We start from the raw sequence: 19,941 nt of genomic DNA, 5'->3' as shown, positions 1-19,941 counted from the left end.
GAGCATCATGTGGCGACAGTGAGCTGACGGTGGCCCCGCTCCCATGGCCTCCACCGCGGCGAGCGCTACGGACGGGATGGGGTGGGTGGGGCGTGCGCATACGCGTCGCGGCGAGAGCGATGAGCAGCGCTGGCGCATGCGTCGGCGTCGGCGTCCGAGTCGGTGCCGGCATCGTCGTCTCCACGGCGTTGCTGCTGACGGGCTGTACGGCCGCACCCGGCCCGGCCACCGGTAAGGACCAGGGCTCCGCGGAGGCCAAGAACGGCGACACCGCCCCCCTCTCCGGCAAGGGCGCCGCCCCCCGCCGCCCCGTTCCGCGCGGCGAGGGCAGCCGTCTCCCCGACGACTTCAACGGGGACGGCCACCGCGATCTCGTACTCAACGACCTGGTCAAGGCCCCGGACGACAGCTTCGGCGACGACGCGGGCATCGGGATCGTGTACGGCACCGCCGCCGCCCGTGGCCTCGACCCGGCCGTACGCCAGACCCTCAGCCCCCGTACCCACGGCGCCCGCGTCGACGGCACACTCCCCGCCGCGTTCGACGCCGAGGCCGCGTGCGACCTCGACCAGGACGGCTTCGGCGATCTGATCATCACCACGGATCCGCCGTACGACGGCACCGGCATGCCGCCCGTCCCCGTGCAGATCCTCTTCGGCGGCGCCACCGGCCTGGCCGGCAAGGCGGTGGTCCTCCGGATCCCCGCCAAGGCCCGCTTCGGCAACGAGTGGCCCGACCACCCCGTCTGCGGCGACTTCGACGGCGACGGTACGGAGGACCTCGCCGTCACCGCGAGCGCCGGCCAGGTCAGCTATCTCCGCGGCCCCTTCACCCGGGCCGGCGCTCCGCGCTCCGCCTCGGCGCCGGTCCCCGGCGGCGGCCCGGTCCTGGCGGCGCCGGATCCCAGGGCCGACGTCAACGGCGACGGCTACGACGACCTCGTCCACGCCACCCGCGCCCATGCGCCCGGCACGGCCGGCCGGGGCGGGCTGCTGCTCGGCGGGCCGGACGGACCGGGCCGCCCGGGGGGCACGTACACCTTCAGGGCCGTACGGCTCCCGCCGGCGCCGAGGCTGCCGTCCGGGACCTCGTCGGGCCAGGACAAGCCCGTGACCGAACTCCTCCGGTCGGCCGACTTCGACGGGGACAAGCGCCCGGACCTGGTGACTCGTACCCACCAGGGGGAGAAGACCGATCTGATCGCGCTGTACGAGCCCGCGGTCGCCGGGGACCGGCCGGTGATCACCTTCAGTACGTCGATCTTCCTCGGGTAGACCCCCCAGGGTTCCCCTAAGGGATGTCACAGCTCGGCCGCAAAGGCCCGCCCGTTCCCCCACCTCAGCCGCTACACCCGTACGGAGCGGGTACGTTCGATTGTGTGGCTGGATTCAGGATCGGACGCGGCCGGGACAACCGCACCCCGCAACAACAACCGCAGCGGCAGCGGCAGCAACCGCCGCAGCAGCCGTACGGACGGCAGGCGCCGCCCCCGGGATACGGAGGCGGGCAGCAAGCCGCGCCTCCGTACGGGCAGCAGCAGTGGCCTCCGACGGGCACCGGACAGTACGGCGGGCCCAGTGGGCCGGGCAGACCGGGAGGGCAGGGCGGGCCGGGCGGACGCACCGCGCACGGCGGCGGGCAGTACGGCGGCCAGCAGGGCGGTGGGCAGCATGGCGAGCCGGAGTACTTCGGCGACCCGTACCAGCAGCCGCAGCAGGGCCCGCACGGTGACCCGTACGCCAACAACCCTGGTCACACCCAGGCGTTCAGCATCGACGAGGAACGGTACGGCGACGGCGCCACCTACAGCGCCGGCGCGGACCCGGTTCCCACGGGCCCCCGGCTGCGCTGGAAGGAACTGCTGACCGGCATCGTGCTGCGCCCCGGCCAGACCTTCCTGCAGATGCGCGACTACCCGGTCTGGGGCCCCGCCCTGACCGTGATGTTCATCTACGGACTGCTGGCGCTCTTCGGCTTCGACACGGCCCGTGAGGACGCGATCAACGCGACGCTCTCCACGGCCATCCCGGCCGCGCTCACCACGGGCGTCGCCTTTGTCATCGGCAGTCTGATCCTGGGCGCGGTGACCCACACCCTCGCCCGCCAGCTCGGCGGCGACGGCGCCTGGCAGCCGACGGTCGGCCTCTCCATGCTGATCATGTCGATATCGGACGCGCCGCGTCTGCTCTTCGCCCTCTTCCTGGGCGGCGAGAACTCCCTGGTCCAGGTCCTCGGCTGGGTCACCTGGATCGCGGCCGGCGCGCTCTTCACCATCATGGTGAGCAAGTCGCACGACCTGCCGTGGCCGAAGGCGCTGGGCGCGTCGGCGATCCAGCTGATCGCGCTGCTCTCGCTGATCAAGCTGGGCACGATCTGATACCGCTGTACAGCGCGTGAGAAGGGCCTCCGGAAGGGGGCCCTTCTTCACGGACGGGGCCCTGCTTCACGTACCTCGTCGTACGCGTACGACGGGCTGCTCCACGCTCCAGGGGAAGTTGATCCAGTCCTCCGTGCGCTTCCAGACGTACTCGCACTTCACCAGGGACTGCGACTTCTCGTAGATCACCGCGCTGCGCACCTCGGCGACATGGTCGACGCAGAAGTCGTGCACCAGCTTCAGCGTCTTGCCGGTGTCGGCGACGTCGTCCGCGATGAGGACCTTCTTGTTGGAGAAGTCGATGGCGTTCGGCACCGGCGCCAGCATGACCGGCATGGCCAGGGTGGTGCCGACTCCGGTGTAGAACTCCACATTGACCAGGTGGATGTTCTTGCAGTCCAGGGCGTAGGCGAGGCCGCCGGCGACAAAGACCCCACCCCGCGCGATGCTCAGGACGACATCGGGCTCGAACCCGTCGTCGGCGATGCTCTGCGCCAGCTCGCGGACGGCGCGGCCGAACGTCTCGTACGTCAGGTTCTCCCGCGCGTCCATCATGCGGGCCTCACACCTGCGTCCGGTGGAAATTGAGATACGACCGCGAGGCCGTCGGCCCCCGCTGCCCCTGATAGCGCGAGCCGTACCGCTCGGAGCCGTACGGGAACTCCGCCGGCGAGCTGAGCCGGAACAGACACAGCTGCCCGATCTTCATCCCGGGCCAGAGCTTGATCGGCAGCGTCGCCATGTTCGACAGTTCCAGCGTGACGTGCCCGGAGAACCCTGGGTCGATGAACCCGGCGGTCGAGTGCGTCACCAGCCCGAGCCGCCCGAGACTGGACTTCCCCTCCAGCCGGGAGGCGATGTCGTCGGGCAGCGAGATGACCTCGTACGTCGACGCGAGGACGAACTCCCCGGGATGGAGGATGAACGGATCGTCCCCCTCCGGCTCGACCTTGCGCGTCAGATCGACCTGCTCGACGGCGGGGTCGATATGCGGATACCGGTGGTTCTCGAACACCCGGAAGAACCGGTCGAGCCGCACATCGATGCTGGAGGGCTGCACCATCGATTCGTCATACGGATCGAGGCGTACGCGTCCGGAATCGAGCTCGGCCCGGATGTCCTTGTCTGAGAGAAGCACGCCCCGAGGATACGCAGAGCGCGCGAGCCCACCCCCATCGGGCAGTCCCGCGCGCCCCGGCCGACCTCGGTCAGCGCCGCTCCAACTCCACCGGCACGGCATGCCGCAACCGCGCACAACGCGGACACCGAATAAGCCGCCCGGGCCCGATCCGCCCGGTGTCGAGCTGCTGCATCGGGAACGTCGTAGTACTGAACACATGCCCCTCGGCACAGCGGACGACGGTGCGTTCCATCAAGTCCATCAGGTCCTTTCCCCAACAAACGCGGACGAACGCCCACACTAGGGGATCAACAGGACACGCCCCGCACCGGCACCCCGCCCCGCGACCCTACGCCCCAACTCCCGCCCCCACCCCCACTTCCACCCACCCCACCCACCCCCCGAACACACCAAAGACCCCGAGCCACAAAACGCCCGGGGCCTGCAATGAGGTAGAGTGTCCGACGACGCGACGCCAACCACGACCGCGCCGCGCGGGTGTAGTTTAATGGTAGAACATGAGCTTCCCAAGCTCAGAGCGCGAGTTCGATTCTCGTCACCCGCTCCACGACAAACCCCCAGGTCATTGACCCGGGGGTTATTTGTTGCCTAGACCATTTCCGGGTGAGCCAGCCCTCCGCCAGCCCTATCCGCCGGCAGGAGCCAAGTTTGAGCGGCTTTCCGCGCCAGGCTTCTCAAATGGCGAGACGCATTTCATGTGAACTGGGCCTCACTGACGCGAGTCGTCACAACATTGCGGATGCAATACGGCTTTCCACGAACTCCGTGGAGAGCACGGGGCAGCGGAGACAGAACCGGCATTGCTGAGCAATTCTACCTCCGAGTCCTTCCGGCAGAGCGCCGTGGACCGTTCATACTCACGCAACTCCTCGGTGTCGCCTATGCGAGGCCGCAGCGGCAATAGGGTGCCCGGTCGGCACCGTTCGCTCACGCGTCGCCCGCGCCCGTGGCTCGCTGACCGAACTACTGAGAGACGCGAAGACGCTCGCGGTGCACGACCTGCCTGTCCCGTGCGGTCCTGTAGTTCGCCGAACGCCGACCCGGATCCCCGCTGCGGCCTGAAAAGCGAAGGCCACAGCCTTCACGGGTGTCTCCTGCGGGCCTGTTCGTGCAGGCCCGCAGGACACCCGTCCGGTGCGCAAGCCCGGCCTCTCCCGCCCGAGGGTTGGCCGGGCTGCCCTGACGTCTGAACCACCGGCACGAAAAGGCGAGGTGATCGTCATGCGGGCGGCGGTAAGCGGAGCACCTCTCGCCGTCAGGTCGAGGCCGGCTGTTCGCCGGCCGGTCGCAATGTCTCCTGCTTCCGCTGCCGGGCCCTGGCCAGCAGCCCGTGCCGGGGTGCCAGGCACCATGTCGTGGCGAACAGTGCGGTCAGTACGCAGACGATGGAGCCACCTGCCGCGAGGTCGTACGCGTACGAGACGTACAGGCCGGCGAGCGCACCCGTGCCGCCGATCACCGAGGCCAGCAGGGTCATCGCCCACAGGCGCTCGGTGAGCATCCGTGCCGCGGCCGCAGGCGTGATGAGCAGCGAGAGGACGAGGATGTTGCCGACAGCCTCCAGGGAAATCACGATCGTGGCGGTCACGACGGTGTAGAGGATCAGGTCGAGCCGCATGACCGGCAGCCCGGCGGCCCGCGCGGTCTCGCGGTCCAGGCTGACCGCCACCAGCTCCTTGCTCAGCAGCAGGACGACCGTCACAATCACCGCGCCGACGCCCGCCGCCGTCCACACGTCCTCCGGGCCGACCGCGAGCACCTGCCCGAACAGGAACGAGGACAGGTCCGTCGACCAGCTGTCCTGTGTGGAGACGAGGACGATGCCGACGCCGAACGCGCAGGAGAAGAACACCCCGATGACGGTGTCCTCCTTCAGCCGGCGGTTCTGCGACACCAGCGCGATCAGCAGGGAGGTGGTGAGCCCGGCGAGCGCGCCGCCGAGTAGCAGGTTGCCCTGGAAGGCGTACGCGAGTGCGACCCCCGGGAACGCCGAGTGCGAGACCGCCTCGCCGATGAACGCCATCCCGCGTAGCACGATGTACACGCCCACGACCCCGCACACCAGCCCCGTGATGACAGCGACTGCGAACGCCCGCTGCATGAAAGGCAGTTGCCAGGGATCTGCGAAGAACTCCACCAGGCTCACGCCGCCGCCCCGATCGCCGTGTCCAGGCCGAAGGCGCGCAGCATCTGATCCGGGTCGGCCAGTAGCTCGGGGCCGCCCTCGGCCACGACGGTCCGGTTGAGTAGCGCCACGCGTGTGCAGGTACGGGCGGCGGCTGCCAGGTCGTGGGTGGTCATCAGCAGGCCCCGGCCCTCAGCGGCGAGCCGGTGGAAGAGCTGGTTCAGCAGCTCCTGCGTGGGGATGTCCACACCGGTGAACGGCTCGTCCAGGAGCAGCAGTCGGGGCTCGATCGCGAGCGCACGGGCCACCAGCACCCGCTGCCGCTGGCCGCCCGACAGCTCGCCGATCGGACGCCGCCGCAAGTCGCCGAGGCCGACCATGTCCAGCGCCTCGTCGACGGCTGCCCGGTCGGCGGGCCGGACCCGGCGCAGCCAGCCGATCGAACGGGTACGTCCGGACAGCACGGCGCCCGCGACGTCGATGGGGAAGTCCCAGGCGAACTCGTGGCGCTGCGGTACGTATCCGACGAGGTGCCGGGCGCGTTCCGGCGGCAGGCCCTCGATCAGCACCTGGCCGCCGGAGAGCGGGACCAGTCCGAGCACGGCGCGCAGCAGGGTGGTCTTGCCCGCGCCGTTCGGTCCGAGCAGCCCCAGCAAGTCGCCTGCGTTCAGGGATAGTTGGGCGTGTTCGACGGCGGGACGGCCGCCGAGTGCCACGCCCACCTCCCGGACCTGGAGCAGCGGTGGCTCCTCGGCGCGGGTCACGCGGAGTTCCTTCCGGCGGTACGGCGCCGGCGCGTGGCGACGACGAAACCCGCGCCGAGCGCGGCCAGGGCGGCCGCGGCCCCGCCCACCAGAGCCGTGTTCCCGGCGCCGGTGGAGGCCATGGAGCCGCCGTCGTCCGAGGTGCCGTCGCCCGAACCGGACCCGGCGGCCGGCGAGGTGTCCGGCGAGGTGTCGCCGGTGCCGGGCGAGGTGTCGCTGCCGGATCCGTCACCGGGCTTCACCCCGGACGGGCTCCCGTCGCCCACCACGAACGCCACGGTCTCCGTGTCGCTGACTGCCGTCCCGTCAGCGAGCTGTCCGCTCATCTTGAACGTCAGCCGGTACGTGCCGTCCTTGGTGAAGGCCCACCCGCCGTGCGCGTGCGTGTTCGCGGCCACGTCGAAGGAGTCCGGCACTCCGTCCTTGCTGTTGAACAGCACGTCCGCGCCCGACATGGCGTCGTAGGTGTAGAGCGCGTACGCGCCGGGCCCCTCGACGCCGGTGAGCGAGAACTTCACCCCGCCCTTGGTAGCCCCCGCCGCGATGTTGTCCGTCGACCAACCGGGCCACAGCAGCCCCTGCTGCTGCACCTGGTCGAGCAGCCACACCGGATCGCCGCCCTTCCCCAGGAACGCGAAGTCCTCGCTGTCCGGAAGGGTCTTCCTGGCCTCGGGCTTGACGTGCAGCACCACAGACGAAGGCTCCCGCCAGGTGGTCTTCCCGGAGACCGTGCCGTCCTTGACGTGGATCTGCAGCTTGCCTCCCACGACCCGCGCGGCGAAATCGACGTGCCCCTCGTCGAGAACCTTCGTCGTCGAGATGACGTCGGCGGCCGTGACCGTGGGGGCGGCGGCGGTGACGGAGGTGACTCCGCGGGCCGACTCCACCGGGGGAGAGGTCGGCGCCCTGGGGGGCGCCTGCGCCGGCAAAGCTTCCTCGACCACGGGCTTCTCCGGCGCGGGAGCCTTCCCGTTCGTCGCTGCCTCCGTGATCGCCTCGTCCCCGACCAGCACCGTGTACACGGCCCCCACGGACAGCGCCTGCCCGTCGAGGCTCGTGGCCTCGGCGGAGAAGATGACCTGGTACGTCCCTTCAGCGGTGAACTCCCACCGGGTGGGGCCCTCTTCACCCACCGGCACCTCGTGCGCGTCGGGCAATCCGTCCGCGCTGTCGAACAGCGCCGCGGCCTCGGCGGGGTCGCCCTCCTCCCCGTACACCTTCAACTCACCAGGCCCGTCGAGTCCGGTCAGCGACCATCGCACGATGTCCCCGGAGACAGCTCCCCGCGCGACGCCGGTCGTATCCCACCCGGGTGCCGGAGCGTCTGCCAGGTGGTCGTCATCGATCGCGATCACATGGGCGTCCGCGCCGGCGGCGGCATCTCCCGCGTCGAGGCTCAACCCCCCGTCCGTATAAGCGATGCGGCCGAACTCGGCGCGCGTTCCGCCGCTCCCGTCGTCCGCGACGGCGGCGCCTCCCCCCGACAGTGTGACCGCGAGCGCCACTGCCACGGCGATCCGCTCCCTGCGTACCCGTCGCATACCCGTCGTGCCCCTCAAACTCGTTGTGTCTCTTATGCCTGTCATCAGGCGTCCCCCCCAAGGCACTTCGCGAGCTCGGTCGCGTTGTGCCGCATCATCGATACGTAGTCATGGATCTCGTCGTTGAACGAGTCGCCGTAGATCGTGCAGACCCCGACTCCCTGGTCCTTGGCGACCCGTTTCAGGACGTCCGAGCGGGCCGCGAGGTTAGGCTCCAGGAACACGGACGGGACCTTCTTCTCGCGGATGGTGTCGCCGAGTTCCTCGACCCCGGCCGCGCTCGGCTCCTGGTTGGGCACCGGCACGACGAACCCGGCCACCTCCATGCCGTACGCCTTGGCGAGATAGCCGAAGGCGTCATGCGTCGTGATCAGCTTCCGGTTCCGCTCCGGGACGGTGGCGAGCTTCTTCGCGACCTCCGCGTCGAGCTCCCCGAGTGTCCTCAGATATGCCTCGGCGTTCTTCTCGTACGTGGCCTTCCCGTCCGGGTCGGCCTTGATCAGCTCATGCTCGATCCGCCGGACGTACGCCTCCGCGTTGGCGACGTCCTCCCACGCGTGCGGGTCCATGTCGCCGTGCACATGCTTGCCGATGACGGCCTGGGGGAGCACCCAGACGTCGTCGCCCGCCTCGCCGAGGAAGCCGTACGCCTTCTCTTTCGGCACGGACTCCTTCGCTCGGGCGGGGACGTTGAGCACGACCTCGTCGGCCGGGTGGTGGGTGCGGGCGCCGGTCTTCTGCTCGTCGGCGCGTACGTAGACCTTTCCGGTCTCGGCGTTGAGCGCGATGTCGGCGTGCCCGCCGTCGAGCACCGCCGCGCTCTTCGGAGCCTCGGCCGCACCGCCGACGGTGAAGGTGAAGGTGCCGCTGCCGATCCGTGAGGTCTTCCCGTCCAGGGTCTCTGTGCGGCCCTCGACGGTGAGCTTGTACGTCCCGGGCTCGCTGAACGCCCAGTTGACGTGGGTGTGCGCCTCGGGCGGCAGTGTGAAGGAATCCTCGTCGTCGAAGCCGTCGGCCGAGTTGACATACGCCTTGGGCCTGCCGAGTGTGTCCGTGAGGTACACACGCAGCTCGCCAGGACCTTCCAGCTTCGTGGCCGTCGTCCGGACCTGGGAGCCTTCGCCGTCGACCTCGCCTTCCACGGCCCAGCCGAGCCAGAGGACGTCCAGGCCGAGGTCCTCCTCCAGCTTCATGACCGTACCGCCGTACTGCTCCAGCTTCTCGGCGATCCCGATCTTCGGCGCCGACTTGGGCGCGTTGTTGTGGACCATCTTCATGATCCCGGGCTCTTCGAGCAGCAGCCCGTTGCTGAACACGACGTCCGCCTCGGTGACTTTGGCCGCGTCACCCGGGCTCGGCTCGTAGGAGTGCGGGTCGCCGTGAAGCGGCACGACCGATGTGACGTCCACGCGGTCACCTCCCACCCGGCCGACGAGGTCGGCGATGATCGCGGTGGTCGTCGACACCGTCAGCTCGGCGTCGGACGTGCCTGACTGGAGCCCACTGCACCCGGTGGCCCCGGCTCCGGTGAGCAGCGCGCAGACGGTGGCGAGCGCGGCGGTGGTGGTGTGCCTGGGATGGCCCCCCATGGGGCTCCTCCTTCTCTCGAACATGACGGTGCCGCGTGCGGGGACCGGGTGGCTGCCAGGTACCGGTCCTCCGCACGCGGAGCTTTCACTGAGCGGTGCGACGCCGTCGTACGGCGAACACCGCGCCGACGCCTACGAGCAGGGCGACCGTGGCGATCACCGCGATCACCGCCACACCCGCACCGGTGGAGGCGAGCCCGCCGGTGGTGACGGTGTCATCGGCCGACGAACCGCCAACCGAGTCAGCGGAGTTGGACACCGGGCCGGTGTCCGTCGCGGTGGCATTGGCGGGCGCGGACGCGGTTGCCGAGGCAGACGGGGTTGCCGGCGCGGACGGCGTGTCCGAGGCTGAAGCGGTGGCCGTCGGCGTCGCGGTCGGTTCGTCCCCGGCCCCCGGCGTCACGGTCGACGGATCCGTGTCGTCGCCGACCACCCAGGCGATCGTCCCGGTGTCACTGACCTTCGTGCCGTCGGCGAGCGTGGCGCTCACGGTGAAGGCGGTCCGGTAGACACCCTCGGCGGTGAAGGTCCAGTTCCAGTGGCTGTGGGAATTCACGGAGTGCGTCAGGCGGTCCGGCAGCCCGTCACCGCTGTTGAGCGCGACATCGGCGGAACCGAGCGACCCCGCGTTGAACACCGCCACCGAGCCCGGCCCCCGCACCGCGTCGAGCCGGTAGGTGATGTCTCCGTCGATGTCGCTCCCGGCGTAGTCCTCTGTGCTCCACCCGGGCCAGACCAGACCGTCGATCTGCTGCATGGGAAGCCACCACACCGGATCACCGACCGTGCCCAGGAACTCGTACCCTTCCGTGATCTTCCGCCTGGCCGCGGGCTTCACGTGGAGGACCACCTCGCCGGGCTCGTACCACTCGTACGTCTGCGAGTTGCCTTCCTTGATCTGGAACTGGAGTGCATCGTCCACCGGCCGCGCCGCGAGGTCGAGGTGGCCGTTGTCGATGACGTGCACGGTCGGAGGCGGGGAGGTCGGCGTCGCGCTGCCGGACGGCGTGCCCGGTGCTGATGTGGTGGGTGTCGGCGTGGAGCCGTCGCCGGGCAGCACCTCCGACGGGTCGACGTCATCCCCGACCACGACGGCCAGGGTCTCGGTGTCGGTCGAGCCGCCGCCGGTCACGGTGAAGGTGAGCCGGTACACGCCCTCTTTGGTGAACTGCCAGGTGGGCAGCAGCCGTTGCTCATCGCCGGAGAGCGTGAAGGTGCGCGGTGTGGGCTCCACACTGCCGAGATGCACGATCGGCGCGGCATCCTCGTTGTCCATCGCGCGGGTGTATGTGGCCAGTCCGAAGTCCCCGGGCCCCTCGTACGCCGACAGCTCCACTTCGGTGTCACCGCCTGCCGCGGAGCCGTTCCAGCCGGGCTCGGGCGCGAAGATGTTCGCCGCATCCCAGTGGTTGAGCTGCCAGGTGTCGAGATCGGTCGTGCCGAGCGCGGAGGAGAGCGGGGACGGAGTGAAATGGAGGGACGACTGTACGGCGTGCAGGACAACCTCGGACGGCTCCCGCACGGCCGTCGCGGCGCCGCTGCGGTCGTCGATCTGCAACTCTACTTTTCCGTCGACCAGTCGGGGCGTGAAGTCCATCTCGCCCTCGTCAAGGACAACGGCACCGCCGGCGGCGCGGGCCTGCCCGCTGCCGCCGGCGACCAGCCCTGCCGCGCCCACGAGCATCGCGGTCGCCGCGGTCAACGCCGCGGCGGTCACTGCGCGTCCGCCACGCGTCAGGGCTCTCATCACGAGCTGACGACCACGGTGTATACCTCAGTGACCGACTCGGTGGCGCCACTGACCGTGCCCTGCACCTTGAACGTCAGCTGGTAGGTACCGGCCTCCTCGAAGGCCCAGTTGGCGTGGTTGTGCGTGGCCACGCCGAAGGACTTGGACTTGTAGGTGGTGATGCTGGTGTTGCTGTCGAACCAGCGGCTGCCGCTGCCCGCGTAGATGCTGAAGTCCTCGGTCGTGGCGCCGTTGCGGGTGGCACTGACGAGGCTGTACGTCACCGCGTTGCCCGAGAAGACGCCGGTGGTGAGGTGCTCGGTTGAGATGCCCGGGAACAGAACGCCCCGGGAATTGGCAAGGGCTTCATCCTCGGGCAGCAGCCACACCTGGCTGCCCGAACCGAGGAAGCCGTAACCGGGGTTGGTGACCTTGGCGGCCGCCGGCACGGACAACGTGACATCCGCCGGCTCGTACTCGACATCGTTCACCTCGTCGTGAACGTGCAGGTGCAGATCGGCTCCGTCCCACTCGGCGTCGAGCACGTCCACGTGACCACTGCCGAGCGTCGTCGCAGCGGTAGCCGGGGTAGCGGCGAGGCCCGCCACGGCGAGAGCCGCGGCCAGCGAGCCGGAGACGGTCAGAGTGCGCCCAAAGGTACGCATGATGGATCCCCCTATGTCAGAAAGTGCACGAACTTGAACGTGCACGAGCAAGCAACACGATAATCATTTTCATGAAGGGTTGGCAATGGTTCCGTGTGATCCACGCCCAGAAGCTCGCCTCGACGCCCCCGCCTCAGTCGCCCAACGAGATGAGCGTCGTGAGCCACCGGCCTCTGAGTGAGCCGGTTCTCGACGCGCCGCCGGTAGAGCCGAGTTGGCGACCCCCGAACCCTCCGACACCTCGTGGGAGCTGGGCCCGTCCGCCGACGGGCCCAGCCCCCACGAGGTGTTCAGCAGTCGCGGAACTCGGACGACTGATTGAGAATCTGCGAGCGCGATGAGGTGGCCCGCGACGAGCGTGTAGGCGTACGGCAGAGAAGTACGCACGGTTTCCACGAAGTTCTCGTCGCGGACCTCACCGTGTTCGGCTTCGGAGAGACGTCGAGCGACATGGTGCCAAGCGTCCCGTCGTTCGGTGATTCATGACGGTACGAAGGGAAGCGGGCCGGGCGTTCACATCGCGAGCGTCAGCGCGGCAGGGCCATGCCGGAATCCGGTATCGACCTGCGCGGCGAGGTCGATACCGGTGGCCTGGTTGGCCCAGGCGGTGGCGTTGCGCAGATGGAATTCGACTGCCTGCTCCTGGAAGATCTCCCAGTCCTTGCTGCGGGAATCGAGGGCAGCCCGGAGCCCGCGGAAGGTGTCGATGTCGTGCGGCTCCAGTTCGCCGTGTGCGCGTCCCTGTTCCTGGGCGCGTACCCAGGAGGAGCGCCGGCAGTAGGCCAGCAGGTCGTCGCCGACGTGTTCCCGCAGGAAGAGCAGGTCGTCCTCGCCGGTGACCTTGTTGCCGACGGTGACCACCAGACCCGGCCCACACCCTCGCTGAGAACCCCACGGGCGGTCAGGTGCTGGACCTGCCGCGAGAGACCGTCCGCGCGCGCCAGGGCGTCGTGGTCACCACCGGATGCCTGGGCGGCCTCCCGCACCGCCACCGCACCGTCGGCCCGCACCCTTGGGGCGTGCGGGCCGAGGTGTCGCTGTCAGTGGACGCCGGTCACCAGGACGACTTGGTCACTCCGGGCAGAAACCCGGCGTGCGCCTGTGCCCGCATCCGGACGCGGGAGAGCCCGAACTTCCGCAGGTGACCGCGCGGACGGCCATCCACACTGTCACGGTTTCGCACTCGGGTCGCGCTCGCGTCGCGGGGCTGACGCCGCAACTCGTCCACGGCTGCGCGCCGTTCCACCTCCGTGGCGGTCGGCTTGCGCAGGATCTCCTTCAACTCGGCTCGCCTGACCGCATACCGCTCGACGGTCGCCTTGCGCTTCTCGTTCTGCGCGATCTTGCTCTTCTTCGCCATCAGACCTTCACTCCTCGGGCCCTGACGCGGGCCACGGCGGCTTCGACGCCGATCACGTCGATCGTCTTGATCCCCTTGGCGCTGAGGGTCAGGCGGATGTACCGGCCCTCGCTCGGCAGCCAGTACCGCCTGCGCTGGATGTTCGGGTCGAAGCGGCGAGAAGTGCGCCGGTGCGAGTGGGAGATGTTGTTGCCGAAGCCCGGCTTGGCGCCGGTCAGCTGGCAGTGGGCGGACATGGAAGTCACCTGCCCTCTCTGAACGAGTACCTATTGGCAATGGAAACCATTTCCATATACTAGCCTCATGGCTCGCACCGAACTGCGCCCGATCATCAAGCTGCGCTCCACCGCGGGGACCGGCTTCACCTACGTCACCCGCAAGAACCGCCGTAACGATCCCGACCGCATGGTGCTGCGCAAGTACGACCCGGTCGCACGCCGGCACGTCGACTTCCGCGAAGAGCGCTGACCCCCGAACCCGCCCTGAAGGACACCGTCATGAAGCCCGGAATCCACCCCGCCTACGGCCCCGTCGTATTCCGCGACAAGGCGGCCGACTTCGCCTTCCTCACTCGGTCGACCGCCACCAGCGACAAGACGGTCGAGTGGGAGGACGGCAACACCTACCCCGTTGTCGACGTCGAGATCTCCTCCATGAGCCATCCCTTCTACACCGGCACCGCACGCGTCCTGGACACCGCGGGACGCGTAGAGCGATTCGAACGCCGCTACGCCCGCCACGAGGCGCGGTAATGGCGGACACGCGCAAACTGCCCGTCGTCATCGTCGGTGGGCTCCACTCCGGCGCCCGCGAACACGTCGTCGACCGCCTTCTGCACGCCGTGCCCGGGAGCGTCGCCCTCCACCACGATCTCGCCACGGCAGCCGGCGGCACCGTGCGTCGCAACGTCCGGGATGCCTCGGGCGAGCTGTCCCGCGGCGATGCCCCCCTCGTCAATGACTGCGCCTGCTGCGCGCTGCGCGAAGACCTGGTCCCCGAGCTCGAGCGACTGGCCGACGGCGGTCTGACCCCACTCGCGATCGTCGAGCTCTGGGATTCCGTCGAGCCCAAGGCGATGGCCGAAGTCGTCGTCACTCACGGAGCCGGCACCCTCGACCTCACCAACGTCATCACCGCCGTGGATTCCGCTCTCGTGCTGCCCTACCTGGCAAACGGGGACGACCTGGCCGAGGTGGGCCTGGCAGCCGCCGCCACCGACCAGCGAACCGTCGGTGACACCTGGGCCCGGCAATTGGAGTACGCGCCCGTACTCGCTCTCGTCGACAGCGAAGAAGCCGACGACGAGGACCGCGCTCTCCTCGCCCAGCTCCACCCCACCGCACGCCAGGTGTCCGCCGGATCAGGCGAACTCGCCCAACTGGCCTTCGCCGGCTTCGACGTGGAAACGGCAGCCGCCGCCCAGCACCCGGCCTGCGCCCTGCTCCCCCAGGAAGCAGACGAAGCGGGAGTCGCCACCCTCGTCTGGCGCCGCCGCCGCCCCTTCCACCCCGAGCGCCTCTATCAGGCGCTGGAAGACCTGTGCTGCGCGGCCGCACGCAGCCGCGGCCGGTTCTGGCTCGCCGACCGCCCCGACACCCTGCTGGCCTGGGGCGCCGCCGGCGGCGCCCTGTGCGTGGAAAGCGCAGGCCCGTGGCTGGCCTCTCTGCCCGATGCGGCTTGGGAGATGGTGCCGCCGATACGCCGGGCCGCTGCCGCACTGGACTGGCACCCCGAACACGGCGACCGCTGCCAGCATCTCGTCTTCACCTCCCCTGGGCTCGACCGGGAGGGGCTGGAACGACTTCTCGAATCCTGCCTGCTGACCGACGCCGAGTACGCCTCGGGCCGCGAGGCGTGGCAGCGGCTCCCTGCCGCCTTCGACTCACTCCTCGACCCCGTCTCCTGAAGACCCGGAACCGAGAACCCGCTCCTACTCGATCATCTGCAAGGAACCCTCATGGCTACTCGTCAGAACCCTGGCAAGCCCCTGAAATCCCGCCCCAATCCCCTGTACGCGGCAGGGATCACGTACATCGACTACAAGAACACCGACCTGCTGCGGAAGTTCATCTCCGACCGGGGAAAGATCCGTAGCCGCCGCGTCACCCGGGTCACAGCCCAGCAGCAGCGACAGATCGCCGCCGCGATCAAGAACGCCCGGGAAATGGCGCTCCTGCCGTACTCCAGTCGTTGAGCCCGGCACGCTCGCTCGGCCGGGACACAGGCCGCCGAGATCAGGGCCACCACGCACGCCCCACCTCGACCAAGTTGAGAATGGGATCCATTTCCATATACCGTCTGCTGCTCACCCACCGAGGAGATACGTCATGGCTGTTCCGAAGCGGAAGATGTCCCGCAGCAACACCCGCCACCGCCGCGCGCAGTGGAAGGCCACGGCGCCACAGCTAGTGCCTGTCACCGTCGACGGGGCGGTGTATCGAGTGCCGCAGCGACTGGCTAAGGCGTACGAACGCGGCCTACTGCGTCCCGAAGGCTGAACGCCGTGAAGCACGGCCGACTGCCCGTCACTGTCCTGTCCGGGTTTCTCGGCGCGGGCAAGACCACTCTGCTGAACCATGTACTGAGCAACCGTGAGGGCCTGCGCGTCGCGGTGATCGTCAACGACATGAGCGAGATCAACATCGATGCCGCGTTGGTACGGGGCGGCGAGGCCGCCCTGTCGCGCACCGAGGAACGGCTGGTCGAGATGACCAACGGATGCATCTGCTGCACCCTGCGGGACGACTTGCTGGAGGAGGTCGACCGGCTGGCCCGCGAGAACCGGTTCGACTATCTCCTCATCGAGTCCAGTGGCATCTCCGAGCCCATGCCGGTCGCGGCCACCTTCGCCTTTCCGCGAGACGACGGCGCGACCCTCGGCGATCTCGCGCGACTCGACACCATGGTCACCGTTGTCGACGCCGCGAACTTTCTCCCGGAGCTCGTGGGCGGAGACGGTTTGGCCGAACGTGGCCTCGACCAGTACGAAGACGACGAGCGCACGGTCAGCGACCTGTTGATGGACCAGGTCGAGTTCGCGGATGTCATCGTGCTCAACAAACTCGACCTCATCGACGCGGAGCACGCCGATCGGCTCCGGGCGGCCCTTTCCCGCCTCAACCCCGTCGCCAGAATCGTGCCCGCGACCCGTGGCCGCGTCGAGCCGCGCGAGGTCCTCGGCACGTCCCTGTTCGACCTGGAACGCGCCGAACAGGCGCCGGGGTGGGTCATGGAACTCAACGGCGACCATGTCCCGGAGACCGAGGAGTACGGCATCTCTTCCATGGTCTTCCGATCCGAACTTCCCTTCCACGCAGGCCGGTTGTGGACTTTCGTCACCGAGGGCCTCGACAGCGGAATCTTCGGACAGATCCTGCGCTCCAAAGGGTTCTTCTGGCTGGCCGGCCGCCCGAACGTGACCGGCCTGTGGTCACAGGCCGGCGCCGTCGCCCGCTTCGAACCCTCGGGCGCCCGCAACGCGGACACCGCCCAGGGCCAGGAACTGGTCTTCATCGGCACCGGACTGCGCAGCGAAGCTCTGCGAACCGCCCTGACCGGCTGCCTCATGGCTGAAGAAGAGACCGTGCCCGGCGACGATCCGTTTCCGGTCTGGGACACGTTCGGCATCGACGACGCCTGCGAGCAGGAACATCTCACGTCGGTGCCAGTGCACCGGGTCTGACGGCGCATGGAGCAAGGAGCCCCTACCGGGACCGAGCGCCCTCTCTCAGCCGGGACCGAACTGCACGTCGGCACCTGCGTGCCGTGCGTCACCGCCGTACATACGACTCAGAAGCCCGGGGAAGGTATGCGTCCGAACAGTCACGAGCAGGTGGTCACCATGGCCGACCGAGGAGACTGGTTGAGCCCCTTACCCTTGTACCTCGAACCGCGTGTCGAGCCGCGCATGGTCGACCTGTTACAGGAGGAGGGTTTCCTTCGCACGCTGGTGGACGCTCTCGGTTCGCCGTTGAACGTGCTGCTGCCCGATCAGGTCACGGACAACGTTGCCAGGTTCCGTTCCGTATACCGCAAGCACCGTCTGAGCGGCACAATCTTCTTCGCCCACAAGGCCAACCGTTCGAGCGCTCTGCTGCGCAGGCTCGCCGCCACGGAGGCGTCGGCCGACGTCGCGTCGCTGGGAGAGTTGCAGCACGCCCTCGGTGCCGGCTTCACACCGGACCGGATCATGGCGACCGGTCCCAAGGATCTGCCTTTTCTCTGGCTTGCCGCCCGGACGGGAGTGACCGTTCATGTCGACAGCCGGGCGGAGTTGGAGCGGCTGGCCTCCGTTGTCCGTTCGTCTTCGCTCCCGCCGGTTCGGATCGTGCTGCGGCTGTCCGCGTTCGACACCTATGGCGCGAAGATACTGAGCCGGACCAGCCGTTTCGGCTCGCCTGTGAGCGAGCTCGACAGCATCCTCGGAGCGGTCGTCGAGTGCGGCTCGGCCCTGGAGCTGACCGGGGTGGGTTTCCACCTGGACACGACCAATGTCGCCGAAAAGGCTCTCGCGCTGGAAGGCAGCCTCACAGCGATGGAAGTGCTGCGCGAGCGCGGCTTCAGACCTCGTACGGTGGACATCGGAGGCGGGTTCGGCGTCAACTACTTGGCGCACCACGAGCAGTGGGAGCAGTACACCACCGAACTGACCATGGCGGTCCTGGGCCGGCGGTCTGCCTTGTCCTGGCGCGGCCACGGCTACGGCTTGCGCAACGAGAACGGCACACTGCGCGGTGCACTCGGCCTCTACCCGGCCTACCGCCCCGTTGCGGGCGAACAGTACCTGGACGAGATCCTTTCGAGCCCCGCCGGCTCGGAGGCCGGAAGCACGCTGTCCTCCTCGCTCCTGGAGAATCTGTACGACCTCAGCACTGAGCCCGGCAGGGCCCTCGTCGACCAGTGCGGAGTGGTCGTGGCGCGCGTACTGGAAGTACGGCGTACCGACGACGGGCCGCCTCTCGTCCGGCTGGCGGCCAAAGCGGACGACATCGGTCTGGAGGATCACGGGATATTCATGGATCCGGTGATCCTCGGCCATGACACGGTTCGTGACAGCGAGGGCGTAGGGGTGTTCCTGTCCGGCAGCCTTTGCCTGGAAGGGGATCTCATCTCACGCCGGCTGATGTTTCTTCCCCGTCTGCCGAGACCCGGCGATCTGCTCGCCTTCGTGAACACCGCGGGATACTGCATGGATTTTCAGGCCAGCCGGGCTCAGCACCTGCCTGCCGCGGAGAAGGTGGCCGTCTGGCAGGACGACGGTTCCTGGCGATGGAGCCTGGATGAACAGTACTGGCCGACGGCAGGTCTGGGGGGAACGCAGTGAGGTACGACGGCATCACCGCGGCGATCGGGGACACACCGCTGGTCCGCATAGATCCCGCGGTCCATGGGCTGCATCACATCGATGTGTACGCCAAGTTGGAGATGCTGAACCCCTTCGGGTCGGTGAAGGACCGGGCGGCGTGGAACATGGTGAAGCCCGGGCTGGAGTCCGCGGTCGAACAGCGCAGTCAGATCGTGGAGCTCTCCAGCGGGAACACGGCCAAGGCGCTGTCGGTGATCGCCGGCATGTACGGGCTGTCCTTCAAGAGCGTCACAAACCGCATGCGGGTTCCGGAGGTGAGGGACCTGCTCCTCCTGCTGGGGGCCGAGATCGAAGAGCTCCCGGGCCGCAGCGAGTGCCTGGACCCCACCGACACCGAGGATCCGTTGACCCTCTTCCATCGTGCCCTGTCCGACCCGGACAGCACGTACCTGCACACGGACCAGTACTACAACGAGAGCAACACGCTGGCACATGAGCTGGGCACCGGCCCGGAGATCCTGGCCGACCTCGACGGCCGGGCACCGGACTGGTTCATCGCCTGTGTGGGCACGGCCGGCTCTTCCACCGGGATAGCCAGGGCGTTGCGTGCAGCTGATCCCAAGGTCCACGTCGCGGGGCTGGTCGCGCACAAATCGGATTTCATTCCGGGCATCCGGACCATCGACGAGGTGCACGAGGTGGGACTCTTCGACCCCGCCACGTACGACAGCATGGCGTCCGTCTCCGCCGACGAGGCCATCGAGGGGATGCTCACCCTGAACCGCCGGTGCGGCATCCTCGCGGGCCCTACCGGCGGCGCCGCCTTCCACGGCGCGGTCCGTCATCTCCAGACGGTCGACACTCCGACGGCGGACGGCGAGCGGCGGACCGCGGTGTTCATCGTCTGCGACCGGGTCGAGAGCTACCTCAGCTACGTCAAGCAGCGCCGGCCGGACCTGTTCGGTTTGAAGGAACGCAAGAACTCCCTGCGGGACGTCTCCGAGGCGGAGCTGGGCGCGGTCGTTTCTGTTCCGGCCCACGAGGCCGAGGCATGGATCCGCGCGTCACAGCCGCTCATCATCGACCTGCGGAGCGCGTCCGCGTACACCGCGCTGCACATCGAGGACTCGATCAACATCGCTGACGAACTGTTCGGGGAACTCGTCCGCGGCGGCCTCCCGTTCAGCCGGCGCCGGCCTGTGCTGCTGGCCTGCCCGGTCGGTGACCGGTCCGCACGGTTCGCGGCTCTGCTGACCCGGATGGGACATTCCGAAGTTCGGAGTCTGGACGGCGGCATCATCGCCTGGCGTGACGCCGGCGCACCGCTGGTGAGGGACTGACGCCG

The 19,941-nt window shown here is 68.7% G+C and carries 21 protein-coding genes, 1 tRNA gene and 1 pseudogene; 11 read left to right on the top strand and 12 right to left on the bottom strand.

Annotated features, from left to right (window positions below; all coding sequences use genetic code 11):
- The first annotated feature begins 119 nt into the window (after nucleotides 1–119).
- Together ACZ6MZ_RS02860 and ACZ6MZ_RS02855 are read left to right on the top strand one after the other, a co-directional pair.
- Nucleotides 120–1,274: an FG-GAP repeat domain-containing protein gene (locus ACZ6MZ_RS02860; protein ID WP_469349410.1), complete on the top strand. Its 1,155-nt coding sequence runs from the start codon at nucleotides 120–122 to the stop codon at nucleotides 1,272–1,274.
- Between the two features lie 104 nt (nucleotides 1,275–1,378).
- Nucleotides 1,379–2,377 carry a Yip1 family protein gene (locus tag ACZ6MZ_RS02855; RefSeq protein WP_469349409.1) on the top strand — a complete coding sequence of 333 codons (999 nt, stop codon included), beginning with the start codon at nucleotides 1,379–1,381 and terminating at the stop codon, nucleotides 2,375–2,377.
- A 66-nt stretch (nucleotides 2,378–2,443) separates the two neighbouring features.
- Here the strand turns inward: ACZ6MZ_RS02855 and ACZ6MZ_RS02850 are convergent, their stop codons facing one another.
- Nucleotides 2,444–2,932: a phosphoribosyltransferase gene (locus tag ACZ6MZ_RS02850; RefSeq protein ID WP_469349407.1), complete on the bottom strand. Its 489-nt coding sequence runs from the start codon at nucleotides 2,930–2,932 to the stop codon at nucleotides 2,444–2,446.
- 7 nt (nucleotides 2,933–2,939) lie between these two features.
- Nucleotides 2,940–3,515 (bottom strand): dCTP deaminase, encoded by a 576-nt coding sequence (gene dcd / locus ACZ6MZ_RS02845; RefSeq protein ID WP_384179393.1) that lies wholly within the window; start codon nucleotides 3,513–3,515, stop codon nucleotides 2,940–2,942.
- Between the two features lie 476 nt (nucleotides 3,516–3,991).
- Between dcd and ACZ6MZ_RS02840 the strand changes: the two genes are divergently transcribed.
- Nucleotides 3,992–4,065 (top strand) — tRNA-Gly (locus tag ACZ6MZ_RS02840).
- Nucleotides 4,066–4,773: 708 nt separating this feature from the next.
- Here ACZ6MZ_RS02840 and ACZ6MZ_RS02835 read toward each other — a convergent pair.
- The 10 genes and pseudogenes from ACZ6MZ_RS02835 to rpmB form a co-directional block, all read right to left on the bottom strand.
- The gene (locus tag ACZ6MZ_RS02835) at nucleotides 4,774–5,664 is read right to left on the bottom strand and encodes an anchored repeat-type ABC transporter permease subunit (protein ID WP_469349405.1); all 891 of its coding nucleotides are present in this window, start codon (nucleotides 5,662–5,664) and stop codon (nucleotides 4,774–4,776) included.
- The gene (locus ACZ6MZ_RS02830; protein WP_469349403.1) at nucleotides 5,661–6,407 is read right to left on the bottom strand and encodes an anchored repeat-type ABC transporter ATP-binding subunit; all 747 of its coding nucleotides are present in this window, start codon (nucleotides 6,405–6,407) and stop codon (nucleotides 5,661–5,663) included. Before ACZ6MZ_RS02830 ends, ACZ6MZ_RS02835 begins: the two co-directional genes overlap by 4 nt.
- Entirely contained in the window at nucleotides 6,404–7,948 is a 1,545-nt protein-coding gene (locus tag ACZ6MZ_RS02825; protein WP_469349401.1) for a TIGR03773 family transporter-associated surface protein, read from the bottom strand. The genes ACZ6MZ_RS02830 and ACZ6MZ_RS02825 overlap by 4 nt, the downstream gene beginning before the upstream one ends.
- Nucleotides 7,949–7,992: 44 nt before the next feature.
- Nucleotides 7,993–9,537 (bottom strand): anchored repeat ABC transporter, substrate-binding protein, encoded by a 1,545-nt coding sequence (locus ACZ6MZ_RS02820; protein WP_469349398.1) that lies wholly within the window; start codon nucleotides 9,535–9,537, stop codon nucleotides 7,993–7,995.
- An 85-nt stretch (nucleotides 9,538–9,622) separates the two neighbouring features.
- Entirely contained in the window at nucleotides 9,623–11,254 is a 1,632-nt protein-coding gene (locus tag ACZ6MZ_RS02815) for a choice-of-anchor M domain-containing protein (RefSeq protein WP_469349396.1), read from the bottom strand.
- A gap of 29 nt (nucleotides 11,255–11,283) precedes the next feature.
- Nucleotides 11,284–11,931, bottom strand: a complete 648-nt coding sequence (locus tag ACZ6MZ_RS02810) for a choice-of-anchor M domain-containing protein (protein WP_469349394.1) — start codon at nucleotides 11,929–11,931, stop codon at nucleotides 11,284–11,286.
- Nucleotides 11,932–12,000: 69 nt separating this feature from the next.
- Nucleotides 12,001–12,411 carry a hypothetical protein gene (locus tag ACZ6MZ_RS02805; protein ID WP_469349639.1) on the bottom strand — a complete coding sequence of 137 codons (411 nt, stop codon included), beginning with the start codon at nucleotides 12,409–12,411 and terminating at the stop codon, nucleotides 12,001–12,003.
- Between the two features lie 33 nt (nucleotides 12,412–12,444).
- Nucleotides 12,445–12,792: pseudogene (locus tag ACZ6MZ_RS02800) on the bottom strand (ATP-binding protein); the annotation flags it as partial.
- Between the two features lie 193 nt (nucleotides 12,793–12,985).
- Nucleotides 12,986–13,291 (bottom strand): 30S ribosomal protein S14, encoded by a 306-nt coding sequence (gene rpsN, locus ACZ6MZ_RS02795; RefSeq protein ID WP_384179379.1) that lies wholly within the window; start codon nucleotides 13,289–13,291, stop codon nucleotides 12,986–12,988.
- Complete coding sequence (gene rpmB, locus ACZ6MZ_RS02790; protein ID WP_469349392.1) at nucleotides 13,291–13,527, bottom strand: 50S ribosomal protein L28; 237 nt, start codon at nucleotides 13,525–13,527, stop codon at nucleotides 13,291–13,293. The genes rpsN and rpmB overlap by 1 nt, the downstream gene beginning before the upstream one ends.
- 67 nt (nucleotides 13,528–13,594) lie before the next feature.
- On the opposite strand from rpmB, the gene rpmG reads away from it, so the two are divergent.
- The 8 genes from rpmG (at nucleotide 13,595) to ACZ6MZ_RS02750 (ending at nucleotide 19,936) form a co-directional block, all read left to right on the top strand.
- Complete coding sequence (rpmG, locus tag ACZ6MZ_RS02785) at nucleotides 13,595–13,759, top strand: 50S ribosomal protein L33 (protein WP_469349390.1); 165 nt, start codon at nucleotides 13,595–13,597, stop codon at nucleotides 13,757–13,759.
- Between the two features lie 29 nt (nucleotides 13,760–13,788).
- Nucleotides 13,789–14,043 (top strand): type B 50S ribosomal protein L31, encoded by a 255-nt coding sequence (locus ACZ6MZ_RS02780; RefSeq protein ID WP_384179374.1) that lies wholly within the window; start codon nucleotides 13,789–13,791, stop codon nucleotides 14,041–14,043.
- Complete coding sequence (locus tag ACZ6MZ_RS02775) at nucleotides 14,043–15,197, top strand: CobW family GTP-binding protein (RefSeq protein ID WP_389940399.1); 1,155 nt, start codon at nucleotides 14,043–14,045, stop codon at nucleotides 15,195–15,197. The genes ACZ6MZ_RS02780 and ACZ6MZ_RS02775 overlap by 1 nt, the downstream gene beginning before the upstream one ends.
- A 51-nt stretch (nucleotides 15,198–15,248) precedes the next feature.
- Nucleotides 15,249–15,485, top strand: coding sequence for a 30S ribosomal protein S18 (gene rpsR, locus ACZ6MZ_RS02770; RefSeq protein ID WP_384328327.1), 237 nt, complete (start codon nucleotides 15,249–15,251; stop codon nucleotides 15,483–15,485).
- Nucleotides 15,486–15,618: 133 nt separating this feature from the next.
- Complete coding sequence (gene rpmF / locus ACZ6MZ_RS02765) at nucleotides 15,619–15,789, top strand: 50S ribosomal protein L32 (RefSeq protein WP_389781974.1); 171 nt, start codon at nucleotides 15,619–15,621, stop codon at nucleotides 15,787–15,789.
- A gap of 5 nt (nucleotides 15,790–15,794) precedes the next feature.
- Nucleotides 15,795–16,973, top strand: coding sequence for a GTP-binding protein (locus ACZ6MZ_RS02760; RefSeq protein ID WP_469349385.1), 1,179 nt, complete (start codon nucleotides 15,795–15,797; stop codon nucleotides 16,971–16,973).
- A 159-nt stretch (nucleotides 16,974–17,132) separates the two neighbouring features.
- A complete protein-coding gene (locus tag ACZ6MZ_RS02755; RefSeq protein WP_469349383.1) occupies nucleotides 17,133–18,614 on the top strand; it encodes a type III PLP-dependent enzyme domain-containing protein in 1,482 nt (493 codons plus the stop codon).
- Complete coding sequence (locus tag ACZ6MZ_RS02750) at nucleotides 18,611–19,936, top strand: pyridoxal-phosphate dependent enzyme (RefSeq protein ID WP_469349381.1); 1,326 nt, start codon at nucleotides 18,611–18,613, stop codon at nucleotides 19,934–19,936. Before ACZ6MZ_RS02755 ends, ACZ6MZ_RS02750 begins: the two co-directional genes overlap by 4 nt.
- Nucleotides 19,937–19,941 lie beyond the last annotated feature (5 nt).

The sequence above is a fragment of the Streptomyces sp. NPDC042201 genome, assembly GCF_055582185.1.
This window is presented reverse-complemented; position numbering and strand designations above follow the sequence as displayed.